At 60.1% G+C, this 17,734-nt stretch carries 16 protein-coding genes; 13 read left to right on the top strand and 3 right to left on the bottom strand.

The annotated features are described in order from the left end of the window. Positions 1-52: 52 nt before the first annotated feature. The 8 genes from AC13Q5_RS26585 to AC13Q5_RS26550 all read left to right on the top strand — a co-directional run bounded on the left by AC13Q5_RS26585 (position 53) and on the right by AC13Q5_RS26550 (position 8,733). Positions 53-448, top strand: coding sequence for a RidA family protein (locus AC13Q5_RS26585; RefSeq protein ID WP_075853160.1), 396 nt, complete (start codon positions 53-55; stop codon positions 446-448). Between the two features lie 422 nt (positions 449-870). Further along, entirely contained in the window at positions 871-2,559 is a 1,689-nt protein-coding gene (locus tag AC13Q5_RS26580) for an ABC transporter substrate-binding protein (RefSeq protein WP_457880248.1), read from the top strand. A gap of 22 nt (positions 2,560-2,581) precedes the next feature. Further along, positions 2,582-3,565, top strand: coding sequence for an ABC transporter permease (locus AC13Q5_RS26575; RefSeq protein ID WP_488503734.1), 984 nt, complete (start codon positions 2,582-2,584; stop codon positions 3,563-3,565). Then, entirely contained in the window at positions 3,562-4,464 is a 903-nt protein-coding gene (locus AC13Q5_RS26570) for an ABC transporter permease (protein WP_488503733.1), read from the top strand. Before AC13Q5_RS26575 ends, AC13Q5_RS26570 begins: the two co-directional genes overlap by 4 nt. Then, on the top strand, positions 4,461-5,276 hold the full coding sequence (locus AC13Q5_RS26565) for an ABC transporter ATP-binding protein (RefSeq protein ID WP_488503732.1): 816 nt from the start codon (positions 4,461-4,463) through the stop codon (positions 5,274-5,276). Before AC13Q5_RS26570 ends, AC13Q5_RS26565 begins: the two co-directional genes overlap by 4 nt. Beyond that, positions 5,273-6,199 (top strand): ABC transporter ATP-binding protein, encoded by a 927-nt coding sequence (locus AC13Q5_RS26560; protein ID WP_488503731.1) that lies wholly within the window; start codon positions 5,273-5,275, stop codon positions 6,197-6,199. The genes AC13Q5_RS26565 and AC13Q5_RS26560 overlap by 4 nt, the downstream gene beginning before the upstream one ends. 13 nt (positions 6,200-6,212) lie before the next feature. Beyond that, positions 6,213-6,683, top strand: a complete 471-nt coding sequence (locus AC13Q5_RS26555; RefSeq protein WP_488503730.1) for a GNAT family N-acetyltransferase — start codon at positions 6,213-6,215, stop codon at positions 6,681-6,683. A gap of 22 nt (positions 6,684-6,705) precedes the next feature. After that, on the top strand, positions 6,706-8,733 hold the full coding sequence (locus AC13Q5_RS26550) for a beta-N-acetylhexosaminidase (protein WP_488503729.1): 2,028 nt from the start codon (positions 6,706-6,708) through the stop codon (positions 8,731-8,733). An 80-nt stretch (positions 8,734-8,813) separates the two neighbouring features. Here the strand turns inward: AC13Q5_RS26550 and AC13Q5_RS26545 are convergent, their stop codons facing one another. Beyond that, complete coding sequence (locus tag AC13Q5_RS26545) at positions 8,814-10,034, bottom strand: ROK family transcriptional regulator (protein WP_488503728.1); 1,221 nt, start codon at positions 10,032-10,034, stop codon at positions 8,814-8,816. A 278-nt stretch (positions 10,035-10,312) separates the two neighbouring features. Here AC13Q5_RS26545 and AC13Q5_RS26540 point away from each other — a divergent pair, with 278 nt between their 5' ends. The 4 genes from AC13Q5_RS26540 to AC13Q5_RS26525 all read left to right on the top strand — a co-directional run bounded on the left by AC13Q5_RS26540 (position 10,313) and on the right by AC13Q5_RS26525 (position 14,846). Further along, positions 10,313-10,561 carry a hypothetical protein gene (locus tag AC13Q5_RS26540; RefSeq protein WP_075853168.1) on the top strand — a complete coding sequence of 83 codons (249 nt, stop codon included), beginning with the start codon at positions 10,313-10,315 and terminating at the stop codon, positions 10,559-10,561. 526 nt (positions 10,562-11,087) lie between these two features. Continuing rightward, entirely contained in the window at positions 11,088-11,843 is a 756-nt protein-coding gene (locus tag AC13Q5_RS26535) for a gluconate 2-dehydrogenase subunit 3 family protein (RefSeq protein WP_075853169.1), read from the top strand. A gap of 10 nt (positions 11,844-11,853) precedes the next feature. Then, positions 11,854-13,620, top strand: a complete 1,767-nt coding sequence (locus AC13Q5_RS26530) for a GMC family oxidoreductase (protein WP_488503727.1) — start codon at positions 11,854-11,856, stop codon at positions 13,618-13,620. Continuing rightward, entirely contained in the window at positions 13,617-14,846 is a 1,230-nt protein-coding gene (locus AC13Q5_RS26525; protein ID WP_488503726.1) for a c-type cytochrome, read from the top strand. The genes AC13Q5_RS26530 and AC13Q5_RS26525 overlap by 4 nt, the downstream gene beginning before the upstream one ends. 66 nt (positions 14,847-14,912) lie before the next feature. On the opposite strand, the gene AC13Q5_RS26520 is transcribed toward AC13Q5_RS26525, so the two are convergent. Then, the gene (locus AC13Q5_RS26520) at positions 14,913-15,545 is read right to left on the bottom strand and encodes a lysozyme inhibitor LprI family protein (protein WP_488503725.1); all 633 of its coding nucleotides are present in this window, start codon (positions 15,543-15,545) and stop codon (positions 14,913-14,915) included. Positions 15,546-15,826: 281 nt separating this feature from the next. On the opposite strand from AC13Q5_RS26520, the gene AC13Q5_RS26515 reads away from it, so the two are divergent. Beyond that, positions 15,827-16,333, top strand: coding sequence for a hypothetical protein (locus AC13Q5_RS26515; RefSeq protein ID WP_488503724.1), 507 nt, complete (start codon positions 15,827-15,829; stop codon positions 16,331-16,333). Positions 16,334-16,440: 107 nt separating this feature from the next. On the opposite strand, the gene AC13Q5_RS26510 is transcribed toward AC13Q5_RS26515, so the two are convergent. Beyond that, positions 16,441-17,709, bottom strand: coding sequence for an FAD-dependent monooxygenase (locus tag AC13Q5_RS26510; protein ID WP_488503723.1), 1,269 nt, complete (start codon positions 17,707-17,709; stop codon positions 16,441-16,443). Positions 17,710-17,734: the final 25 nt, after the last annotated feature.

The following is a 17,734-nucleotide window of genomic DNA, read 5'->3' as shown; positions in this document are numbered from 1 at the left end:
AAGGAAGCGATAGCGATGCGGCTTTCGACAACAGAGAGAGACCAAACATATCATGAGCAAGAACAAGCTGATCCGTTTCGATGTCGCCGACAACCAGGCTGGCGGCCAGCGTCGCCCCTTCGCAAAGGCCGTCAGGGCAGGAGATTTCGTCTATGTCTCGGGCCAGGTTCCGACGATCAACGGTGAAATCGTCACCGGCAATGTCGTCGTACAGACCGAGCAGGTCATCGCCAATATCAAGGATGTTCTTGCTCTTGCCGACTGCACGCTCGAGCATGTGGTAAAGGTCAATGTGTGGCTGGATGATGCTCGTGATTTCTCGAGCTTCAACTCCGTCTTCGAAAAGCACTTCATCGATCATCCGCCGGCGCGCTCGACCGTGCAATCGCCGATGATGGTCGACGTGAAAGTCGAGATGGACGTCATTGCGTATAAGCCCCTCGACTGAGCGAACGCCATTCTTGCCTCGATTGCGGTGCGTCCGTTGTCGCATCGCAGTCAATCTTGCGTCCATTCTGCCGCATACGTGGCGACGCGATTCGAAAGACTAATCTTCCGAACATCTGGTTCTTAAACCCCCACGCCAGTAGCGTGTCTGCTCCGGCATCGCAGATGCGGTTTTCTTTTTCCCGACTTTTCACTACGCCGCGGATCACTCGTGACCGCAGCGCGGGGATTGCTGCCACCAGGCCGCGGCCTCGATATCTCCGCGCAATTATCGGTAGCGATGGTCCGTGTTTCGGTCATCAATGACATTTCCGCGCCCCTCCAATCAATGCCTGTTGATTTCCAATCAGCGATTGACGAGTCCCAAAACTCACGATTAAATCAATTTGATTGACTACTCCAAAACAGCAAGAGGGGCTGAAAATGGAAATGAGGAAAAAGTCATTGCGCAATCTATTTCAACGGACGTCATTAGCAGCGGCGCTTGGTGTTTCGCTGGCATTCGGTGCGGGCGCTGCTTCTGCGGCCGAATCCGTGCTGACGATGCACATCGAGGAGCAGACCAGCTGGGTCAGCAACTTCAACCCCTTCGATCTGGCCGGTCGTCGCCAGAGCACGATGGATTTCATCTACGAGCCGCTGGTCATCTTCAACGCCAATGATGGCGGCAAGCCGGTCTGGCGCCTAGCGACCAGCTACAAATTCTCCGATGATCTCAAGTCGATTACCTATGAGCTGCGTCCCGGTGTGAAATGGTCGGACGGCCAGCCGCTGACCTCGGCCGATGTGAAATACACGATCGACCTGATGCTGAAGAACCCGGCCGTCGATACCGTCGGTGTCGGCCAGACCGTCGCCTCCGTCGAAGCGCCGTCGCCGACAGAGGTAAAGATCAACCTCAAGGCCGTGAACTCCGAATTCCCGGAATCGCTCGCCGATCTCGCCGTCGTGCCCGAGCATATCTGGAAGGACGTTGCCGATCCGGTCGCCTTCAAGAATGAAAAACCCGTCGGTTCCGGACCGATGACCGAAGTTCGCCGCTTTACGCCGCAGGTCTACGAGCAGTGCCGCAATCCGAACTACTGGGATGCCGCGTCGCTGCATGTCGATTGCCTGCGCCTGCCGCAGATTTCCGGCAACGACCAGATGCTGGCGCTGCTGCCGGAAGGAACGGTGGACTGGATCGGCTCGTTCCTGCCGCAGATCGACAAGACCTTTGTCGCGCTCGATCCGCAGCACAACGGCTACTGGCAGCCCCCGGCGGAAACCGTTGCCTTCGAGATGAATTTCAAATCGACGAATGCCGGCAATATCGAGGCCTTCAAGGATCTCAATTTCCGCCACGCCTTCAGCCTGGCGATGGACCGCAAGTCCATGGTCGATATCGCCGGCTTCGGCTATCCGGTTGTCAACCTGCATGCCAGCGGCCTGCCGCCGCGCTTCGAAAGCTGGCGCAACAAGGCTGCCGAAGGCGACAAGGACGTCTTCATGGGCTTCGACACCGGCAAGGCGAACAAGATCCTCGACGATGCCGGTTACAAGAAGGGTGCCGACGGCTTCCGCACCACGCCGAGCGGCAAGCCGATCACCTTCCCAATCATCGTGCCGAATGGCTGGACCGACTGGATCGACGCCGTGCAGATCGCCGTCGAAGGGCTGCGCGCCGCGGGTATCAATGCCTCCGTCGCCACGCCGGAATACGAACAGTGGCGCAAGCAGCTTCTCGACGGCAGCTTCGATGTCGTCATGAACTCGCGCGCCGATAGCGCCACCCCGTTCCAGGGCTACTATCAAAGCCTGTCGACAGCCTATGCCGGCAAGCTCACCGTCGCAGCGCCGCGCTACTCCAACCCGAAGCTCGATGCGCTCTTCGATCAATATCTGAAATCGTCTTCCGATGACGATCACAAGAAGATCTTCAACGACATTCAGGTTGTCATCGCCGATGATTTCCCGGTCGTTCCGGTCTTCAACGGTCCGACCTGGTACCAGTATTCCAGCAAACGTTTCACCGGTTGGGTCACGGACAAGGATCCGGTGATGAACCCGGAAAACCACGACAACAACCGCATGCGTCTCATGCATCTGCTGCGTCTGAAGCCGGTCCAATAAGACCACAGCGAAGGAAGCAGACATGCGTGTTTCGAGCCGGCGCCTTGGCGTCTATGCGGTGGCTTTGGCCTTCGCGATCGTCGTGAACTTCATTCTTCCCCGGCTTATGCCGGGGAGCCCCGTCGATGCCATGGTCGCCCAGCTCGGGCCGCGGGCCACGCCCGCGGCGGTCGAGGCGATCAAGGCCCGCTTCGGCGAGATCGATCAACCGATCATGATGCAGTTCCTCGATTATCTCAAAGGCCTAGCCACCTTCGATCTTGGCGTTTCGGTCAAATACTATCCGCAGACGGTGGTCCAGGTGTTGAGCCGGGCCACTCTGTGGACCATCTTCCTTGTGGTAACGGCGATCATCTTTTCGCTGTGCGTCGGCGTCGTCCTCGGCGCGATCGCGGCCTGGAGGCGCGGCGGGCGGTTCGATACGGTCGTATCGCCTTTTGCCGTCATCCTGTTCTCGATACCGCCGGTCATCGTGGCGCTTACGACCTTGTTCGTCTTCGCCGTGTCGCTGCGCTGGTTCCCCGTGGGATACGCCTATGATCCCAATCTCGATCCGGGCTTCAACTTCACCTTCTTTGGCAGCGTCTTCGTGCATGCCATCCTGCCGGTCCTGACGCTGTCGCCATTCCTCATCGGCGAGTTTCAGACGACGATGCGCTCATCCATGATCGTCGTGCTCGGCGAGGACTATGTGACGATGGGCCGAGCCAAGGGGCTGAGCAATCTCGCCATCATGTTCGGCTATGGCGCTCGCAACGCGCTCTTGCCTGTCCTCACCAATCTCGCGCTGATACTCGGCGCCGTGTTCGGCGGCTCGATCGTCACCGAGATCGTCTTCAACTATCCGGGTCTCGGCCTGACGCTGTTTACCGCCAGCGTGGCGCGCGACTATCCCGTCATCCAGGGCCAACTGCTGCTGATGACGCTTGCGACCCTCGGCGCCAATTTCCTGGTCGACATCCTCTACGGTCTTGTCGATCCGCGATTGAGGGAGACAGGCCGATGAGCTTCTCCTTCCGAACCATTTTCAGCCAGAAAAAGGCGCTTGTCGGCTTCGTCATCGTTGCGGCTTTATGCCTGATGGCGATCTTCGCGCCGATCATCGCACCTGGCGAGCCCGGCGCCCGCGTCGGCCGCTCGCACCAGCCACCATCCGTCGAGCATGTTTTCGGCACGACGAAGATGGGCCGCGACGTCTACAAGCAATTCGTCTGGGGAGCGAGGAGTTCGCTTTCCGTCGGCTTTGCCACGGGCATTGCGATTACCGTGCTCGGCACGGCCATCGGCCTCATTGCCGGTTATACCGGCGGCAAGACCGACGCGGCACTCGACCTTGCCACCAATGCCGTGCTGGTCATCCCGAACATGCCGCTGCTCATCCTGCTCGCTTCCTTCGCGGGCACGGTCGGGCCGATAACCATCATGACTATCATCGCCTTGACGTCCTGGCCATGGGGAGCGCGCATGACGCGCTCACAGACGATGGCATTGCGCAACCGCGATTTCGTCACCGCCGCCAAGATGATCGGCGAGCCGGCCTGGCGCATCATCTTCGTCGAGATCCTGCCCAATCTGACGCCGCTCATCGGCATCAACCTGGTCGGCAGCATCATCTATGCGATCGTCGCCCAGACCACGCTCGAATATCTCGGCTTCGGCGATCCGCTGAAGGTCACTTGGGGCACCATGCTCTACAACGCCCAGAATGCATCGGCCATCATGGTCGGCGCCTGGTGGGATATCGGCATACCGGCCATCGGCATCGCGCTGACGGGGCTCGGTCTCGCGCTGATCAACTTCACCTTCGATGAAATCGCCAATCCGCAACTGCGTTCCGGTCCGGCCTTGACCCGCTGGTTCCGCCTGACGCGTGCCCGCAATCGCATGATGAGGTCAGGCCAATGAGCGACAATCTGCTTGAGATCGAACACCTCGACATTGATTACCTGCTCGACAGGGGCGATTTCCGAGCCGTGAAGGACGTGTCCTTCAATATCGGACGCGGCGAGATCTTCGGTCTTGCCGGCGAATCCGGCTGCGGCAAGAGCACGATCGCCTATGCGATCACGCGGCTTTCCAAGGCGCCGGCCTGGATCAGCGGTGGCAGCATCCGGCTCGACGGGCAGGATCTGCTCACAATGCCGGAAGGCGATCTGCAGAAAATTCGCTGGAAGCGCATCGGCATGGTGTTCCAGAGCGCCATGAATTCGCTCAATCCGCTGATGCGGGTCGAGGCGCAGTTCCACGATGTGCTGCATCGCCATACCGGATGCTCACGCCAGGAATCGCGTGCCCGCGCTGAAGAGATGTTCAAGCTGGTCGGCATTCCCTCGCATCGCGTCAGCGATTACCCGCACCAGTTCTCCGGCGGCATGCGGCAGCGCATCGTCATCGCCATCTGCCTGGCGCTGCGTCCCGAACTCATCATCATGGACGAGCCGACGACGGCGCTCGATGTCGTCGTGCAGCGCGAGATCCTGGAACAGGTTCTCGATCTGCAGCAGACCTACGGCTTTTCGGTGCTGTTCATCACCCATGACCTGCATCTGATGGCGCAGCTTTGCCATCGCATCGGCGTCATGCTGAAGGGCGAGCTGGTCGAGGTCGGCGATGTCGCTCAGGTCAGCCAGTCGCCGGTTCACGAGTACACGCGCAAGCTCTGGAATGCGATCCCGCGGCTTCCAGCCAGCGCGCACACCCCCGGAGTTTTCGCATGAAATCGCAGATACAGGCCGTAACTGCAGAACCCGTCATCCGGCTGGATGGCATACAGCGTCATTTCGGCTCCGTGCACGCATTGAAGAGCGTTTCGTTTTCGCTGTTTGCGGGAAAGGCGCTGGCATTGGTCGGTGAATCCGGCTGTGGCAAGACCACCTGCGCCCGCATCATCGCCCGGCTCGATAAGCCGACGGCCGGAAAGCTCCTCTTTCGCGGGCAGGACCGTACCGCACGCGGGTCGGGCAAGGAGGAGCGGATGTACCGAAAGGATGTCCAGATGGTCTTCCAGGACCCGTTCTCCTCGCTCAATCCGGCTTTCACGATCAATCATCACATCGCAAGGCCGCTGCAATTGCATGGCGAGGACAAGCCGAAGGCCGAGCGGGACGATGATATATCGAAGCTGCTCGAGAGCGTCGGTCTCGATCCGTCCATAACGCGCCAGAAGTTCCCGCACGAACTGTCCGGCGGCCAACGTCAACGTGTCAATATCGCCCGTGCGCTTGCGGTTTCTCCGAGCGTACTGGTGGCGGACGAGCCGACTTCGATGCTCGATGTTTCGATCCGCAAGGATATTCTCGACCTGCTGGCCCGGGTGAAGCGGGAAAACGATCTCGCCATGCTCTACATCACCCATGATATCGCAACGGCGGCGCATGTCGCCGAAGAGATCGTGGTGATGTTTGCCGGCCAGATGGTCGAGTGGGGCGAGAGCAATGCCGTTCTTGCCAGTCCGAAGCATCCCTATACGCAGCTTCTGCTTTCGGCGGTGCCGGATGGCGGCCGCAGGTTTGTGACTGGTGGCAGCGCTCGCTTCCTCGAACAGGCGGAAAAGATCCGCTCGCTCAGTAGACCGATCTCGACCGAGGTCGAGCAGATCGGTCCTAACCATTTCATGCGTGCGCTCGTCGCATCGAATTAGAAGGATTTCTGCCTTGGATTACCTGGTCAATCTATCGACCCTGCCGGTCGACACGCAATCGCCTGAGCGGATGGCGAAGGCAGGCGTCACCATCCGGCGCGCGCTGCCGCCGGAGTTGCGGCTCATCACGGGCTGGGTGGCCGAACGTTTCAGCCAGGGCTGGATGAGCGAGACGACCGTCGCGATGACGCGTCAGCCGCCGACATGCTTCATCGCCACCCGTAGTCAGGAGCTTGTCGGCTTTGCCTGCCACGAGGCGACGGCGCGCGGCTTCTTCGGCCCGACCGGCGTCGCCGAAAGCGTTCGCGGCCTCGGCATTGGCCGCGCGCTGCTCTTCGCCTGCCTCAATGATCAGAAGGCCATGGGCTACGCCTACACCGTCATCGGCGATGTCGGCCCATCGGAATTCTACGAGAAGACGGTCGGCGCGATACAGATCCCCAATTCCGCTCCCGGCATTTATGCCGGCATGCTCAAGCTTTGAACAATCCCTTCAGGAAGAGAGAATGCTCATGTCCACACCGCGATCCATGGCTCTGCGGCTTGAAACAACATGGAACCCGCCAGCCGACGGCAAGGAGTTTTCCTATGTCCTGCGGCTGAAAAACCTGTCCTCGGAGCCGCTTCCGGGCTTCGCGCTCTGCGTCAGCGGGCCCGGCCGCGTCGATCCGGCCGGCGTCGTCGAAGGTGCGACGGTGACGAAACGGCTTTCCAATTTCACCGAATTTCAGCCGCCGGAGGGGTTTGTGCTGGCTGGCGGCGAGACGTGGACCATCACAGTTCACGCCTTGAGCTGGCCGTTCCGCCACTGGACGGATGGCGCCACCAGCGCCTATCTCGCGCTGCCCGATGGCACCGCCGTATCGCTCGCCGCTGAACCGACACGCACGTCGTCGAGCAATGCACCGTTGAAGCGCGGCGCCGAAATCTATCCCGTTCCGGCCAATCCCCCCGTTCCGCTGTCGATCATTCCCTGGCCGAACCGCGTTACCGTTTCTTCCCGCCGTCCGCTGCCGGCAGGCTTTGTGCTCAAAGCCGATACGCCTGCAGGACAAGCGGCGGCTGAAAGCTTCACGGCGCTTGTCGAACATCTTTTCGCAGCGGAAGGCCTCGTGCGTCCGGAAGCCGAAGGGGCGGCAACCGTGGTCCTGCGCCAGACGGAAGGTCTTGGTCCTGAGGCCTACAGGTTGGAGTTTTCACCGGAGATCGTCACCGTCGAGGCAAACACCCAGACCGGCTTCGTCTATGGCCTTGTGACCATCGGCCAGATCTGGCGTGGCGCGCGTTTGCATCCGCAGGCTTTCTACTTCCCCGCCGCAGGCGAGATTGTCGATGAGCCGTCCATGAGCTGGCGTGGGCTGCATCTCGATGTCTCCCGCCAGTTCTATGGCTCGGCCGAAATCAAGAAGCTGATGGCGGTTCTTGCCTGGAACAAGTTGAACCGTTTCCATTGGCACCTGTCGGACGACGAATCCTGGCGTGTCGAGATTGATGCCTATCCGGCATTGACGGAGATCGGCGCATGGCGCGGCCACGGCCTGCCTTTACCGCCGCTTCTCGGCTCCAGTCCGGCCCGCACCGGCGGCTATTACACCAAGGCGGCCGTGCGCGAGATCGTCGCTCACGCCAAGGGCCTCGGCATCGAGATCCTGCCGGAGATCGACATGCCCGGCCATTGCTATGCCATGCAGCAGGCGATCCCCGAACTTCGTGACCCGAACGAAGCCGGCAGCTATTATTCGGTTCAGGGCTTCCCGGACAATTGCATCAATCCGGCTCGCGAGAAGACCTATGAGGTGATCGAGACGATCCTCTCCGAGCTGATTGAGCTCTTCCCGTTCAAGACCATCCATATCGGTGCCGACGAAGTGCCGCTGGGCGCATGGTCCGGATCGCCGGAGGCTTTGGCGCAGCTGCGCGAACTGGCTGGCGACGAGATTGCGGATGCACATGCCAAACGCCTGAATGTCGTCACGAACACGCATGGGGCCGACGATATTCATGGCTCCGGCGCGGCCGTCCTTCAGGCCGAGTTCCTGGAGCGCATCCAGGCGTTTCTTGCCTCGAAGGGCTGTGTCACCGGCGGCTGGGAAGAAGCGGCCCACGGCGACCGGATCGACAAGGACAAGAGCTATCTCTGCAGCTGGCGCAATGTCGAAGTGGCGGCCGAGCTTGCAGGACGCGGCTATGAGATCGTCGTCTGCCCGGGCCAGGTTTACTATCTCGACATGGCGATGCGCCCCGATTGGGACGAGCCGGGCGGCAGCTGGGCCGGCTATTCCGACGCGGAGAAGATCTACACCTTCGATCCGGTCGGCGGCTGGACGGATGTGCAGAAGGAAAAGCTTCGCGGCATCCAGGCCTGCATCTGGTCGGAACCGATGACCGACCGCGCCGTCTTCGACCGGCTCGTCTTCCCGCGTCTTTCGGCACTGGCGGAAACAGGGTGGACCAAACCCTCGGCTAAATCCTGGGAGCGCTTCAAGGCGCTTGCCGGCACCATGCCGCTGCTTTACGGTCTGCATCAATTTTGACAGCTTGATGTATGGCCTCAGGCGCGGCCGGTGCCGGTCGCGCCTGAGTGAACTTGACGGATGCAAGTCGGGGCATTTGCCTAGCCTATGACGGCGCTATGTGTCAGCGGTTTCTGCAGGACATCGAATTGAGGATTGGTCTCTGAGAAGATCGGTAAGGCAGCCGCGCCGAGAATGGCAGTATCCTTGCCGGTCGCGCCGATCATCAGGCGCGGAATGGTGCGCTTTTCCGTCGGGTTCACCGGAATATGCAGCGGCTCTACGCGCTCGGCCAGTCCGATTATGAGGGATGTTGGCGCGCTGCCGCCAAGCACGATTGTCTGCGGATCGAAGGCCAGCTCGAGAAAATCGATTGTCTGTCGCAGTGGCTGCGCCGCCTGTTCCAGCCAGACCTGCAGGCCATGACTGTTGGCTGTGACCATCGCGTCCAGCTCATCAGGGTCCAGTTCCTGCGCATCCTCGATGCCGAGACATTCGTAAGCGACGGATGGCGACACGTAACGATCGAGGCAACCGCGCTTGCCGCAGGTGCAGAGCCTGCCATGTGGCTCGACGATGATATGACCGATTTCGCCGGCATTGGCACGGCTGCCCTTGTAGAGATGGCCATCGAGAAACATGCCGGCGCCAATGCCGCCGTCACCCGCCAGAAAGAGATAGACGAAACTGCCAAGGCCACGGGCAACGCCATAGAGCCGCTCGCCGATCGCCGCTGCCGTGGCATCGTTTTCGACAAGCACGGGCAGGTCGATCAGGCGTTCAAGCTCGCTTGCAACCGGGAAATCCTGCCAGCCGGGCAGATTGAGTGGACTGAGCGAGGTTACGCCGCCATCGGCATAGCGTCCGGGCAAGGCGATACCGACACCGAGCAGCCGATCGCGATCAAAGGAGAAGGCTTCCTGCAGATCCCTGACGATCTGGGCAAGGACCGGCATCGCCTCGGTCGGTCCTGGCCTGTCTACATGGCATTCGATGCGAGCGCAGACCGTGCCGGAGAGATCGGTCAGCACGCCGGCCGCACGCTGGCGGCCAAGTTCCAAACCGATGGAGTAGGCGCCGGCCGGATTGATCATGTAGGGAGTAATCGGCTGACCGCGGGCGATCTTCTGCGCCTCCATCGGCATCAGCAGATGTGAACGCGCAAGTTCCTCCACGATGTTCGAAACCGTCTGTGTGGTCAGTGCCGTCATGCGGGCAATGGAGGCCCGCGACATCGGTCCATTGGTGCGGATGGCTTCGATCACGACGCGCCGATTGTGAGATTTGGCCTGTTCGAGATTCGTGCCAGAGATAGTTTTCATGAGAGGACGGTGGAGCACTCAGTTCGTGTTGCTGGTTGTCGCGCTTTGCCATTGCGTGAGGTGAGAGTGGCCGCATGACATTGCTTGCCCCTACATGGGTAGTTTCCATCCTTTTGTCGATCGATTCAAGACGCGATCGACAAGGCTTTCGCCCTTTGCCGGGGAAGACATAAGGCTTTTTCTTTTCGTTGGATGATTGGTGCATATCTTTACTCCGGCAGTCATTCCGTTAGACTCAACTAACCCGGTCTTTTGCCGGGATAGCGCGGAGGAATTCGATGATCAGACTGCTCGGAATCGCCATTGTTTCGACCTGCATTGCCGGCAGTGCGATGGCGGCAGATGCCACATGCAAAGCCCAGGCCGCCGACAAGAAGCTCGCAGGCGCCGCTTTGACGAGTTTTACCAAGAAATGCGAGAAGGATGCCGCAAGCGCCTGCGATACTCAGGCGGCATCGAAGAAGCTTGCTGGCGCCGCCAAGACGAGCTTCGTCAAGAAATGCACATCCGACGCAGTCGGCAGTTGATCGCCAGTTTTTAGGATTTCTCAAAGGACTCCGGCCGTCGCTCGCGGCCGGAGCGAACGGATCGGTCATTACCGCGATGACCTGGCGCGCTTGTGTCGAGATGCCTGCCTTCCTGTCATTTGCCGGTTGTGATCGACAGGGTTTATTTCTCCCGATCGCCATCCAGAACTTACGCCTTGTTAAGCTCGCAGTGCTCGCGATCGCAACCAAGGGATAAGTAAAGCCTGGTTAACCATCGTTGATCTTCCCAGCACTGGTAAGGTGGCGATGGGCAGGTGAGTTTCTCGCTCTTTTTCCTTAAAAATCAACTGGAAGGCTCAAGTTCTCAAAGTCGTTTGGTCGATTTTGATTCATATTATGTATGGGATTCTTCATGTAGGCATGTATACTGAGGGTGGAATCGGCGCCCTGCCGATTTTGCATCCCTGCCGGGCGCCCTGCGCTGGATGATTGCAATGGCGGCCGGTGGCGTTTCCGACGTTCGACCGAACATAGCCTGTATCATCTTGCCAATCGGGAGCCCCCAGTGTCCGAACTCTGTCCCAAGCGCCAGTCGCGGCGCCATTTCCTTTCCTCTGTTGCCCTGACCATCCTTGCCGGAAGCGCCGGCCCGGTATTGGCTCGATCATATCAGGGCGGCAATCTTCCCTGGACCTCCTATGCGGCCGATCCGCCGCGGCAAGTCATGCCGGGCGGCTGGAAGTTCTTCACCGAGCAGGAAGCGCGCACGATCGAGGCGATCGCGGATCGGATGATCCCGGCCGACGAACTCAGTATTGGCGGCAAGGAAGCGGGCTGTGCCGTCTATCTCGACCGCCAGCTTGCAGGATCCTACGGCAACTCCAGCCGGCTCTATACGCAGGGACCATTCCTGCCCGGCCTGCCGACGCAAGGCTATCAGGGCGCAGACAATCCGGCGCAGATCTATCGCAAGGGTCTGGCGGCGATCGACGCCTATTTGAAGCAGAACAAGGGCGGGAAGGCTTTCGCCGATCTTTCGCTGGAAGAGCAGGACGGATTCCTGACGGATCTGGAGGCCGGCAAGGTCAAGCTCGGCAACAATGTCGACGGCAAGGCCTTCTTCAACGTCATCCTCGGCAATGTCATGGAGGGATTTTTTGCCGACCCGGTTTATGGCGGCAACAAGGACATGGCTTCGTGGAAGATGCTGGGTTTCCCCGGCGCACGCTACGATTATCGCGACCATGTCAGCAAATTCAATGAGCCCTATCCGCATCCGCCGATTTCCATCGCAAGCCAGCCATTCTGGGCGGAAAAATAGGAGGCCAGCCATGACGAAGATACTTCCGCGTAAAGATGTCGTCATTGTCGGACTCGGTTGGACCGGCGCCATTCTCGCCCATGAACTGACCGAACAGGGGCTGGATGTGCTTGCGATCGAGCGCGGACCTTGGCGCGATACCGCGACTGACTTCAACATCGGCTATGTACAGTACGAGCTGCGTTACGGCATACGCCGCGACCTCTTCCTGCAGCCGCGCGTCGAAGCGATGACGATGCGCAACAATCTCTCGCAGACGGCGCTGCCGATGCGCGATTACGGTTCCTTCCTGCCCGGCAATGGCGTTGGCGGGGCGGGTGTGCATTGGAACGGCCATACCTGGCGTTTCTGGGACAGCGATTTCGGCATCAAATCCCATCTGACCGGGCGCTACGGCGCGTCGAAGTTCGATGGTCTTCAGCTTCAGGATTGGGGCGTGACCGGCGAGGAGATGGAGCCCTTCTACGACAAGTTCGAATATCTGGCCGGTATTTCCGGGAAGGCCGGAAACATCAAGGGCCAGATCCAGAACGGCGGCAATCCCTTCGAGGATCCGCGTGCGCGGGATTATCCGTTGCCGCCGATGCAGATGAGCTATGCGCCAAGCCTTTTTGCAGAGGCTGCGCGCAAGCTCGGTTATCACCCGTTCCCGACCCCATCGGCGAACTTGTCGAAGGCCTACATCAATCCGCTTGGGATCGCGATGGGCGAGTGTACGCTCTGCGGCTTCTGCGAACGCTTCGGCTGTGCCAACTATTCCAAGGCCAGTGCGCAGACGACGATCCTGCCCGTCTTGATGAAGAAGAGGAATTTCGAGCTGCGCACGGACAGCGAAGTGCTGCGCATCGATCTCGACGGCTCAGGCAAGATGGCCAAGGGCGTCACCTATGTCGACACTTCTGACGAGGAGTTCTTCCAACCGGCCGATATGGTGCTGCTATGCGCCTACGGTCTTCACAATGTGCGCCTGATGCTGCTGTCCGGTATCGGCAAGCCCTATGATCCGAACAGCGGCGAGGGCGTTGTCGGGCGCAATTACTGTTATCAGACCAATGCTGGCATGCAGGTCTTCTTCGACGACAAGAATTTCAATCCCTTCATCGCCTCCGGTGCGCTCGGCCAGACGGTCGACGATTTCAACGGCGATGCCTTCGATCATGGGTTTGTCGATTTCGTCGGTGGGGCCGGGATCAACTGCATCCCGACCAACGGCAGGCCGATCGCCATGCGCCCCGTGCCTCCCGGCACGCCGCGCTGGGGATCGAAATGGAAAGCGGCGACCACCCAGGCCTACAAGAGCACCATGACCTACAGCTCGCAGGGCTCGAGCTATCCGACGCAGGGTAATTATCTCGATCTGGATCCGACCTATAAGGATCGTCTCGGGCGGCCATTGCTGCGCATCACCTTCGATTTTCCGGACAATGATCTGAAAATGTCCAATTATGTTTCCGATCGGATGGAGGATATCGCCAAGACGCTGGGTGCGCGTCAGTACAATGGCGCGCGACGCAAGAAGGGCTGGGATTCGGTACCCTATCAGAGCACGCACAATACCGGCGGCGCGATCATGGGGGCCGATCCGAAGACCAGCGCGGTCAACCGCTATCTGCAGAACTGGGATGTGCCGAACCTGTTCGTCATCGGTGCCTCCGCCTTTGCGCATAATGCCGGCAAGAACCCGACGGGAACGGTCGGCGCTTTGGCCTTTGTCGCAGCCGATGCGATCCGCAACACATATCTCCGCAACCCCGGCGCGCCCCTGGTTTCAGCATGATGAAGAAACTCTCCATTCTCTTCGCATTCGGCGTCCTCTCGGCATCCGCCAGCGCCGCTCTTGCAGACTCCACCGATCTAGCGGATCGCGTCATCAATGGCCGCTATCAGGCAGTTCTCGGCGATTGCGCCGCCTGCCACACGAAGCAGGGCGGTCAGCCTTTTGCCGGCGGCGAGCCCCTACAGACGCCCTTCGGCGCTCTGGTGCCGCCGAATATCACGCCGGACAAGGAAGCCGGCATCGGCAATTGGAGCGAGGTCGATTTCATCCGCATGATGAAAACCGGCACCGGCCATAATGGCATCCGCCTCTATCCGGCCATGCCCTATCCGGCCTATAGCAAGATGTCGGACAGGGATCTCTCCGACATGTGGGCCTATCTGACCACGCTGCAGCCGGTGAAGAACAAGGTCGTCGCCAACCAGCTGCCCTTTCCGCTCAATATCCGGCTATCCATGTGGGGGTGGAATCTCCTCAATTTCGATCCTGCACCTTTCGTGCCAGATGAGAAGCAGACGGCCGAGTGGAACCGTGGCGCCTATCTCGTGCAAGGGCCGGGCCATTGCGGAACCTGCCATTCGCCCAAGTCCTTTCTGGGGGCCGACAAGGACTCTCAATTCCTGCAGGGCGCTTCGCTGCAGGGCTGGTATGCCAGCAACATCACCGGCGACCCGCATATCGGCATCGGCGCCTGGAGCGAGGACGAGATCGTCACCTATCTGAGGACGGGTTCCACGGATAAGACGATCGCTTCCGGCCCAATGGCGGAGGCCATCGCACAGTCGACCTCGCAGATGAAGGATGCCGACCTGAAGGCGATTGCGGTCTATCTGAAGAGCCTCTCCGCTAGTTCGTCGGCTAAGCCTGCGCCGCTGAAGGCCGATGATGGGCGCATGGTGGCGGGTGCTGCCATCTATCATGACACCTGTTCCGCCTGCCACGGCATGGATGGGAAGGGCGCCATGCCACTGTTTCCGGCGCTGGCCGACAACAGCCTCGTCCAGCAGCCAAGTGCCGAGACGCTTGCCCATGTCGTTCTGGCGGGAAGCCAGGCTGTTTATACCTCGTCGAAACAAACGACCCCGGCCATGCCATCATTCGCCTGGAGGCTTAGCGATCAGCAGGTCAGCGACGTGCTGACCTATGTCCGCAACAGCTGGGGCAATGCGGCTGCCCCCGTCAGCGCGGGCGATGTCAGCAATATAAGGGGAAGCGCTCAGGACTAGCGGAATCCACAGTTGCGGGCAGGGATTGCGCCAGGGGGCGCGATCCTCGCTTGGCGTCAACTAATGTCATTGTTTGCGGTAGGTGCCCTGCAAGGTCACCCCGGCGGCGAAATCGCAAACACCCGCCTGCGACACACGCCAGGTCTTCGCATTGAGGCGATCGAGGTCGATCTTGCACGCGTCCCTGGAAAGCTCGGCGTGTTCCTTCGCCAGCGGAACGACGCCGTCGATACCATCGGCATTGACATCGCCGGCATCTGCGCCGCCCGGGCCGACATAGGTCGAGGCGAGCGAAACTGCGAGGAGTCCATCGACCGGCCCGAAGACGGCAAGGTGGCCCTCGTTGCCATCGGCGCTATTCGACTGGAAATCCGTCGACACGCTTTGCCCGCCCTTGGTCACCTGAAGGGAAGCAATCTGATCGTCATAGGCCTGTCGGGCGCATGCCGCATCGCTGCAGGACTGCACCTTCGTAATCCAGCGCCGTTGCCGTTCGCGAATCTTGTCGGCATCATCGTGCTTCAGCGCGGCCGCATAGAGATCCCTCACCATCGCATCGCGGGCAAGCAGCGATTTGTCCTGGCAGATCATGTGGTCGCTCGGCGAGCCCGGCTTTGCGCAATCGATCCCTGCGGCTTCGACGGGTACAGCAAATAGGCCGATGATGATCACCGCCGAGGCGGATCTCGAAATTCTCATGGGATACCTCCTTCTCCGATACCCCAGCTAACTATGCCTGCGTGCAGCTTCGTAAAGGCCATCTCGGCGTCTACGGCCAAACTGGACAAATATTGCGCCAGCGTTTGAAGATTGCGGGCATCCGCTAGAGCCGGATGATTTTAGGTCTGTTCGACCTAGAATCTGAATCCGCTCTAGCATCAAAGAAGTAAAGCGTGATGTCGTCCGAAAACCACGTACACTTTTCGGCATCACGCTCTAGTTTCGACGGTCTGAACATATGGAGGTTGATGGGAGGTCACATGGAGGGTGAAGCACAACTGCCCGGCAGGATCACATTCCTGATCGTCGGTTCCATGTTTCTTGCCGTCTGCGTCGCAATGGGAGCTTTGGCGATCTACCTCTATCAGACCTATGCGAACGCGACGGCCATGGCGGCGTGCACGGTCTTTTCCTGGGCGTTCGGCAGCATGGTAGTTTCGATGGCACTCGTGCTTCTGACCTCAGGAAATACGACCAAAGGCAAGGTCGGCACGAGGAGGGGGCAGGTGACGATCAGCCTCGGTAACACGTTGCCGGGCTCCAACCGTCACATTGCCGGCGATGGTATCGAGGCCAAAGGCGAGGCGAGGACACGCATCACAAGCGTTCTACCCTCACTTTTTCTGATCGTGTCTTCATTTGGTTTGGCCCTGCTCGGCCTCTTCCTCTTCGGGCACCATCGACTCGATCTGGTCGGATCGGGAATGTTCATTGCGGTAGTGTTCTACATTGCGAATTGGAGTAGGCTCGCCTGGCCGCGCACCTAACTTCGTCGTATCGGCAGGGTCGCGGGATTGAACGAGACTATACCTCTCAGCCGGCTACTCCACCTCTTTACGATCGGCTTTCGGCCGTCACCGGGCCGAACCGCACGTCAGGCAGCATCTTTGCGACCGCCTTCGACCGGATGGTTTTCCTCCAGCGGATCGAGATCGACGCGATATGCGAACAATTTGCGGCTGGCCCTGACGCTCATCGGAATGAACAGAGGCAGAAGCAGATCTCGCAGAAACAGGCTAAGCCGACTGTTTTTCCGTTTTCTGGAAGCATTTTGCCGGGTGAGCTTCACCACGCGGGCGATGCGCGGCCGCCGCAGCGCCTCATAACGGGCAAAGGCCGCGCCGTAGTCGAGCGTATCTGCGAGACAGGATGATAGGACCACGGCATCCTCTATGGCCATCGACGCCCCCTGGCCGGCATGCGGGCCGATGGCGTGTGCTGCGTCGCCGAGCAGCACAACGCGCCCGTTCGACCAGATCGGAAGCTGCGGCATATCGAAGATGGGATAGCCGCGCTCGATCCTGTCGACCGCGTGCAGGATCGATCTGTTGGGCTCGGGATCGGCCGCGTGCATCTGGCGAACGTGAGCGGCGAGCGCCTTCGGTTCCAATGTGCGCACGGCATCGGGCGTGTCGGCGGGGAAGGAATCGAACCAGTATACGGGGTTGGATGCCGTCTTGAGGTAACCGAAGAAGGCCTTCTCTCCGAAGGTCATGCGCATCACTCCATCCGTATCCGGTATGTCCGCATCGAGGATACCGCCCGTGCCGATCAGGCCGGTAAATTGCGGTAGGGGATAATCCGGAAATATTTGCGTGCGGACGAAGGATCGCAGCCCATCGGCGGCGGCGAGCAGGTCAACGGCAAGACCGGCACCTTCCGAGAAGTTGAGCGTTACGGCGTGCGCATGATTGTCGACCTTGGTCACGCGCCGGCCAAATTGCGTGACGATGCCCTCGGCCTCACACTTCCCGATCAGGATGCCGGTCAGAACGCCGCGCTTGATGGTGACGGCGGGCGTGCCGAATGTCGCCAAATGGTCGCTCTGGTCGACGAGTGCGAGCCTTTTGCCGCGTGCGTTGCAGAGCTCAATGGCACGGGTTTCCAATCCTTCGCTCAGCACTGCGTCGTGGCAGTCCACCGCCCGCAGGGCATTCATGCCATTGGAGGCGAGCGTCAGGAACTCGCCTTCGGACAAGGCGGCCTCTCTGGTGCGGGCTTCGAACAATATTGGACGAAAGCCGAGCTTTGCCAGCCGGAGCGCGAGCACAAGCCCGCCAATGCCGGCGCCGCATATGCCGATCGTCACCTCCGGGCTTGCTGCTCGATTAATGGTTGCAGCACGGTCTTCAATGGGGCACATTGGTTCCTCCTTCAAATAGTTTGAT

The organism is Martinezella sp. CNPSo 3964, assembly GCF_057784375.1.
This window is presented reverse-complemented; position numbering and strand designations above follow the sequence as displayed.

Bases quoted from the DNA above. Each gene is read 5' to 3' on its own strand.
- AC13Q5_RS26585 (WP_075853160.1), top strand. From the start codon at position 53: ATGAGCAAGAACAAGCTGATCCGTTTCGATGTCGCCGACAACCAGGCT.
- AC13Q5_RS26580 (WP_457880248.1), top strand. From the start codon at position 871: ATGGAAATGAGGAAAAAGTCATTGCGCAATCTATTTCAACGGACGTCA.
- AC13Q5_RS26575 (WP_488503734.1), top strand. From the start codon at position 2,582: ATGCGTGTTTCGAGCCGGCGCCTTGGCGTCTATGCGGTGGCTTTGGCC.
- AC13Q5_RS26570 (WP_488503733.1), top strand. From the start codon at position 3,562: ATGAGCTTCTCCTTCCGAACCATTTTCAGCCAGAAAAAGGCGCTTGTC.
- AC13Q5_RS26565 (WP_488503732.1), top strand. From the start codon at position 4,461: ATGAGCGACAATCTGCTTGAGATCGAACACCTCGACATTGATTACCTG.
- AC13Q5_RS26560 (WP_488503731.1), top strand. From the start codon at position 5,273: ATGAAATCGCAGATACAGGCCGTAACTGCAGAACCCGTCATCCGGCTG.
- AC13Q5_RS26550 (WP_488503729.1), top strand. From the start codon at position 6,706: ATGCTCATGTCCACACCGCGATCCATGGCTCTGCGGCTTGAAACAACA.
- AC13Q5_RS26545 (WP_488503728.1), bottom strand. From the start codon at position 10,034: ATGAAAACTATCTCTGGCACGAATCTCGAACAGGCCAAATCTCACAAT.
- AC13Q5_RS26540 (WP_075853168.1), top strand. From the start codon at position 10,313: ATGATCAGACTGCTCGGAATCGCCATTGTTTCGACCTGCATTGCCGGC.
- AC13Q5_RS26530 (WP_488503727.1), top strand. From the start codon at position 11,854: ATGACGAAGATACTTCCGCGTAAAGATGTCGTCATTGTCGGACTCGGT.
- AC13Q5_RS26525 (WP_488503726.1), top strand. From the start codon at position 13,617: ATGATGAAGAAACTCTCCATTCTCTTCGCATTCGGCGTCCTCTCGGCA.
- AC13Q5_RS26520 (WP_488503725.1), bottom strand. From the start codon at position 15,545: ATGAGAATTTCGAGATCCGCCTCGGCGGTGATCATCATCGGCCTATTT.
- AC13Q5_RS26515 (WP_488503724.1), top strand. From the start codon at position 15,827: ATGGAGGGTGAAGCACAACTGCCCGGCAGGATCACATTCCTGATCGTC.
- AC13Q5_RS26510 (WP_488503723.1), bottom strand. From the start codon at position 17,709: ATGTGCCCCATTGAAGACCGTGCTGCAACCATTAATCGAGCAGCAAGC.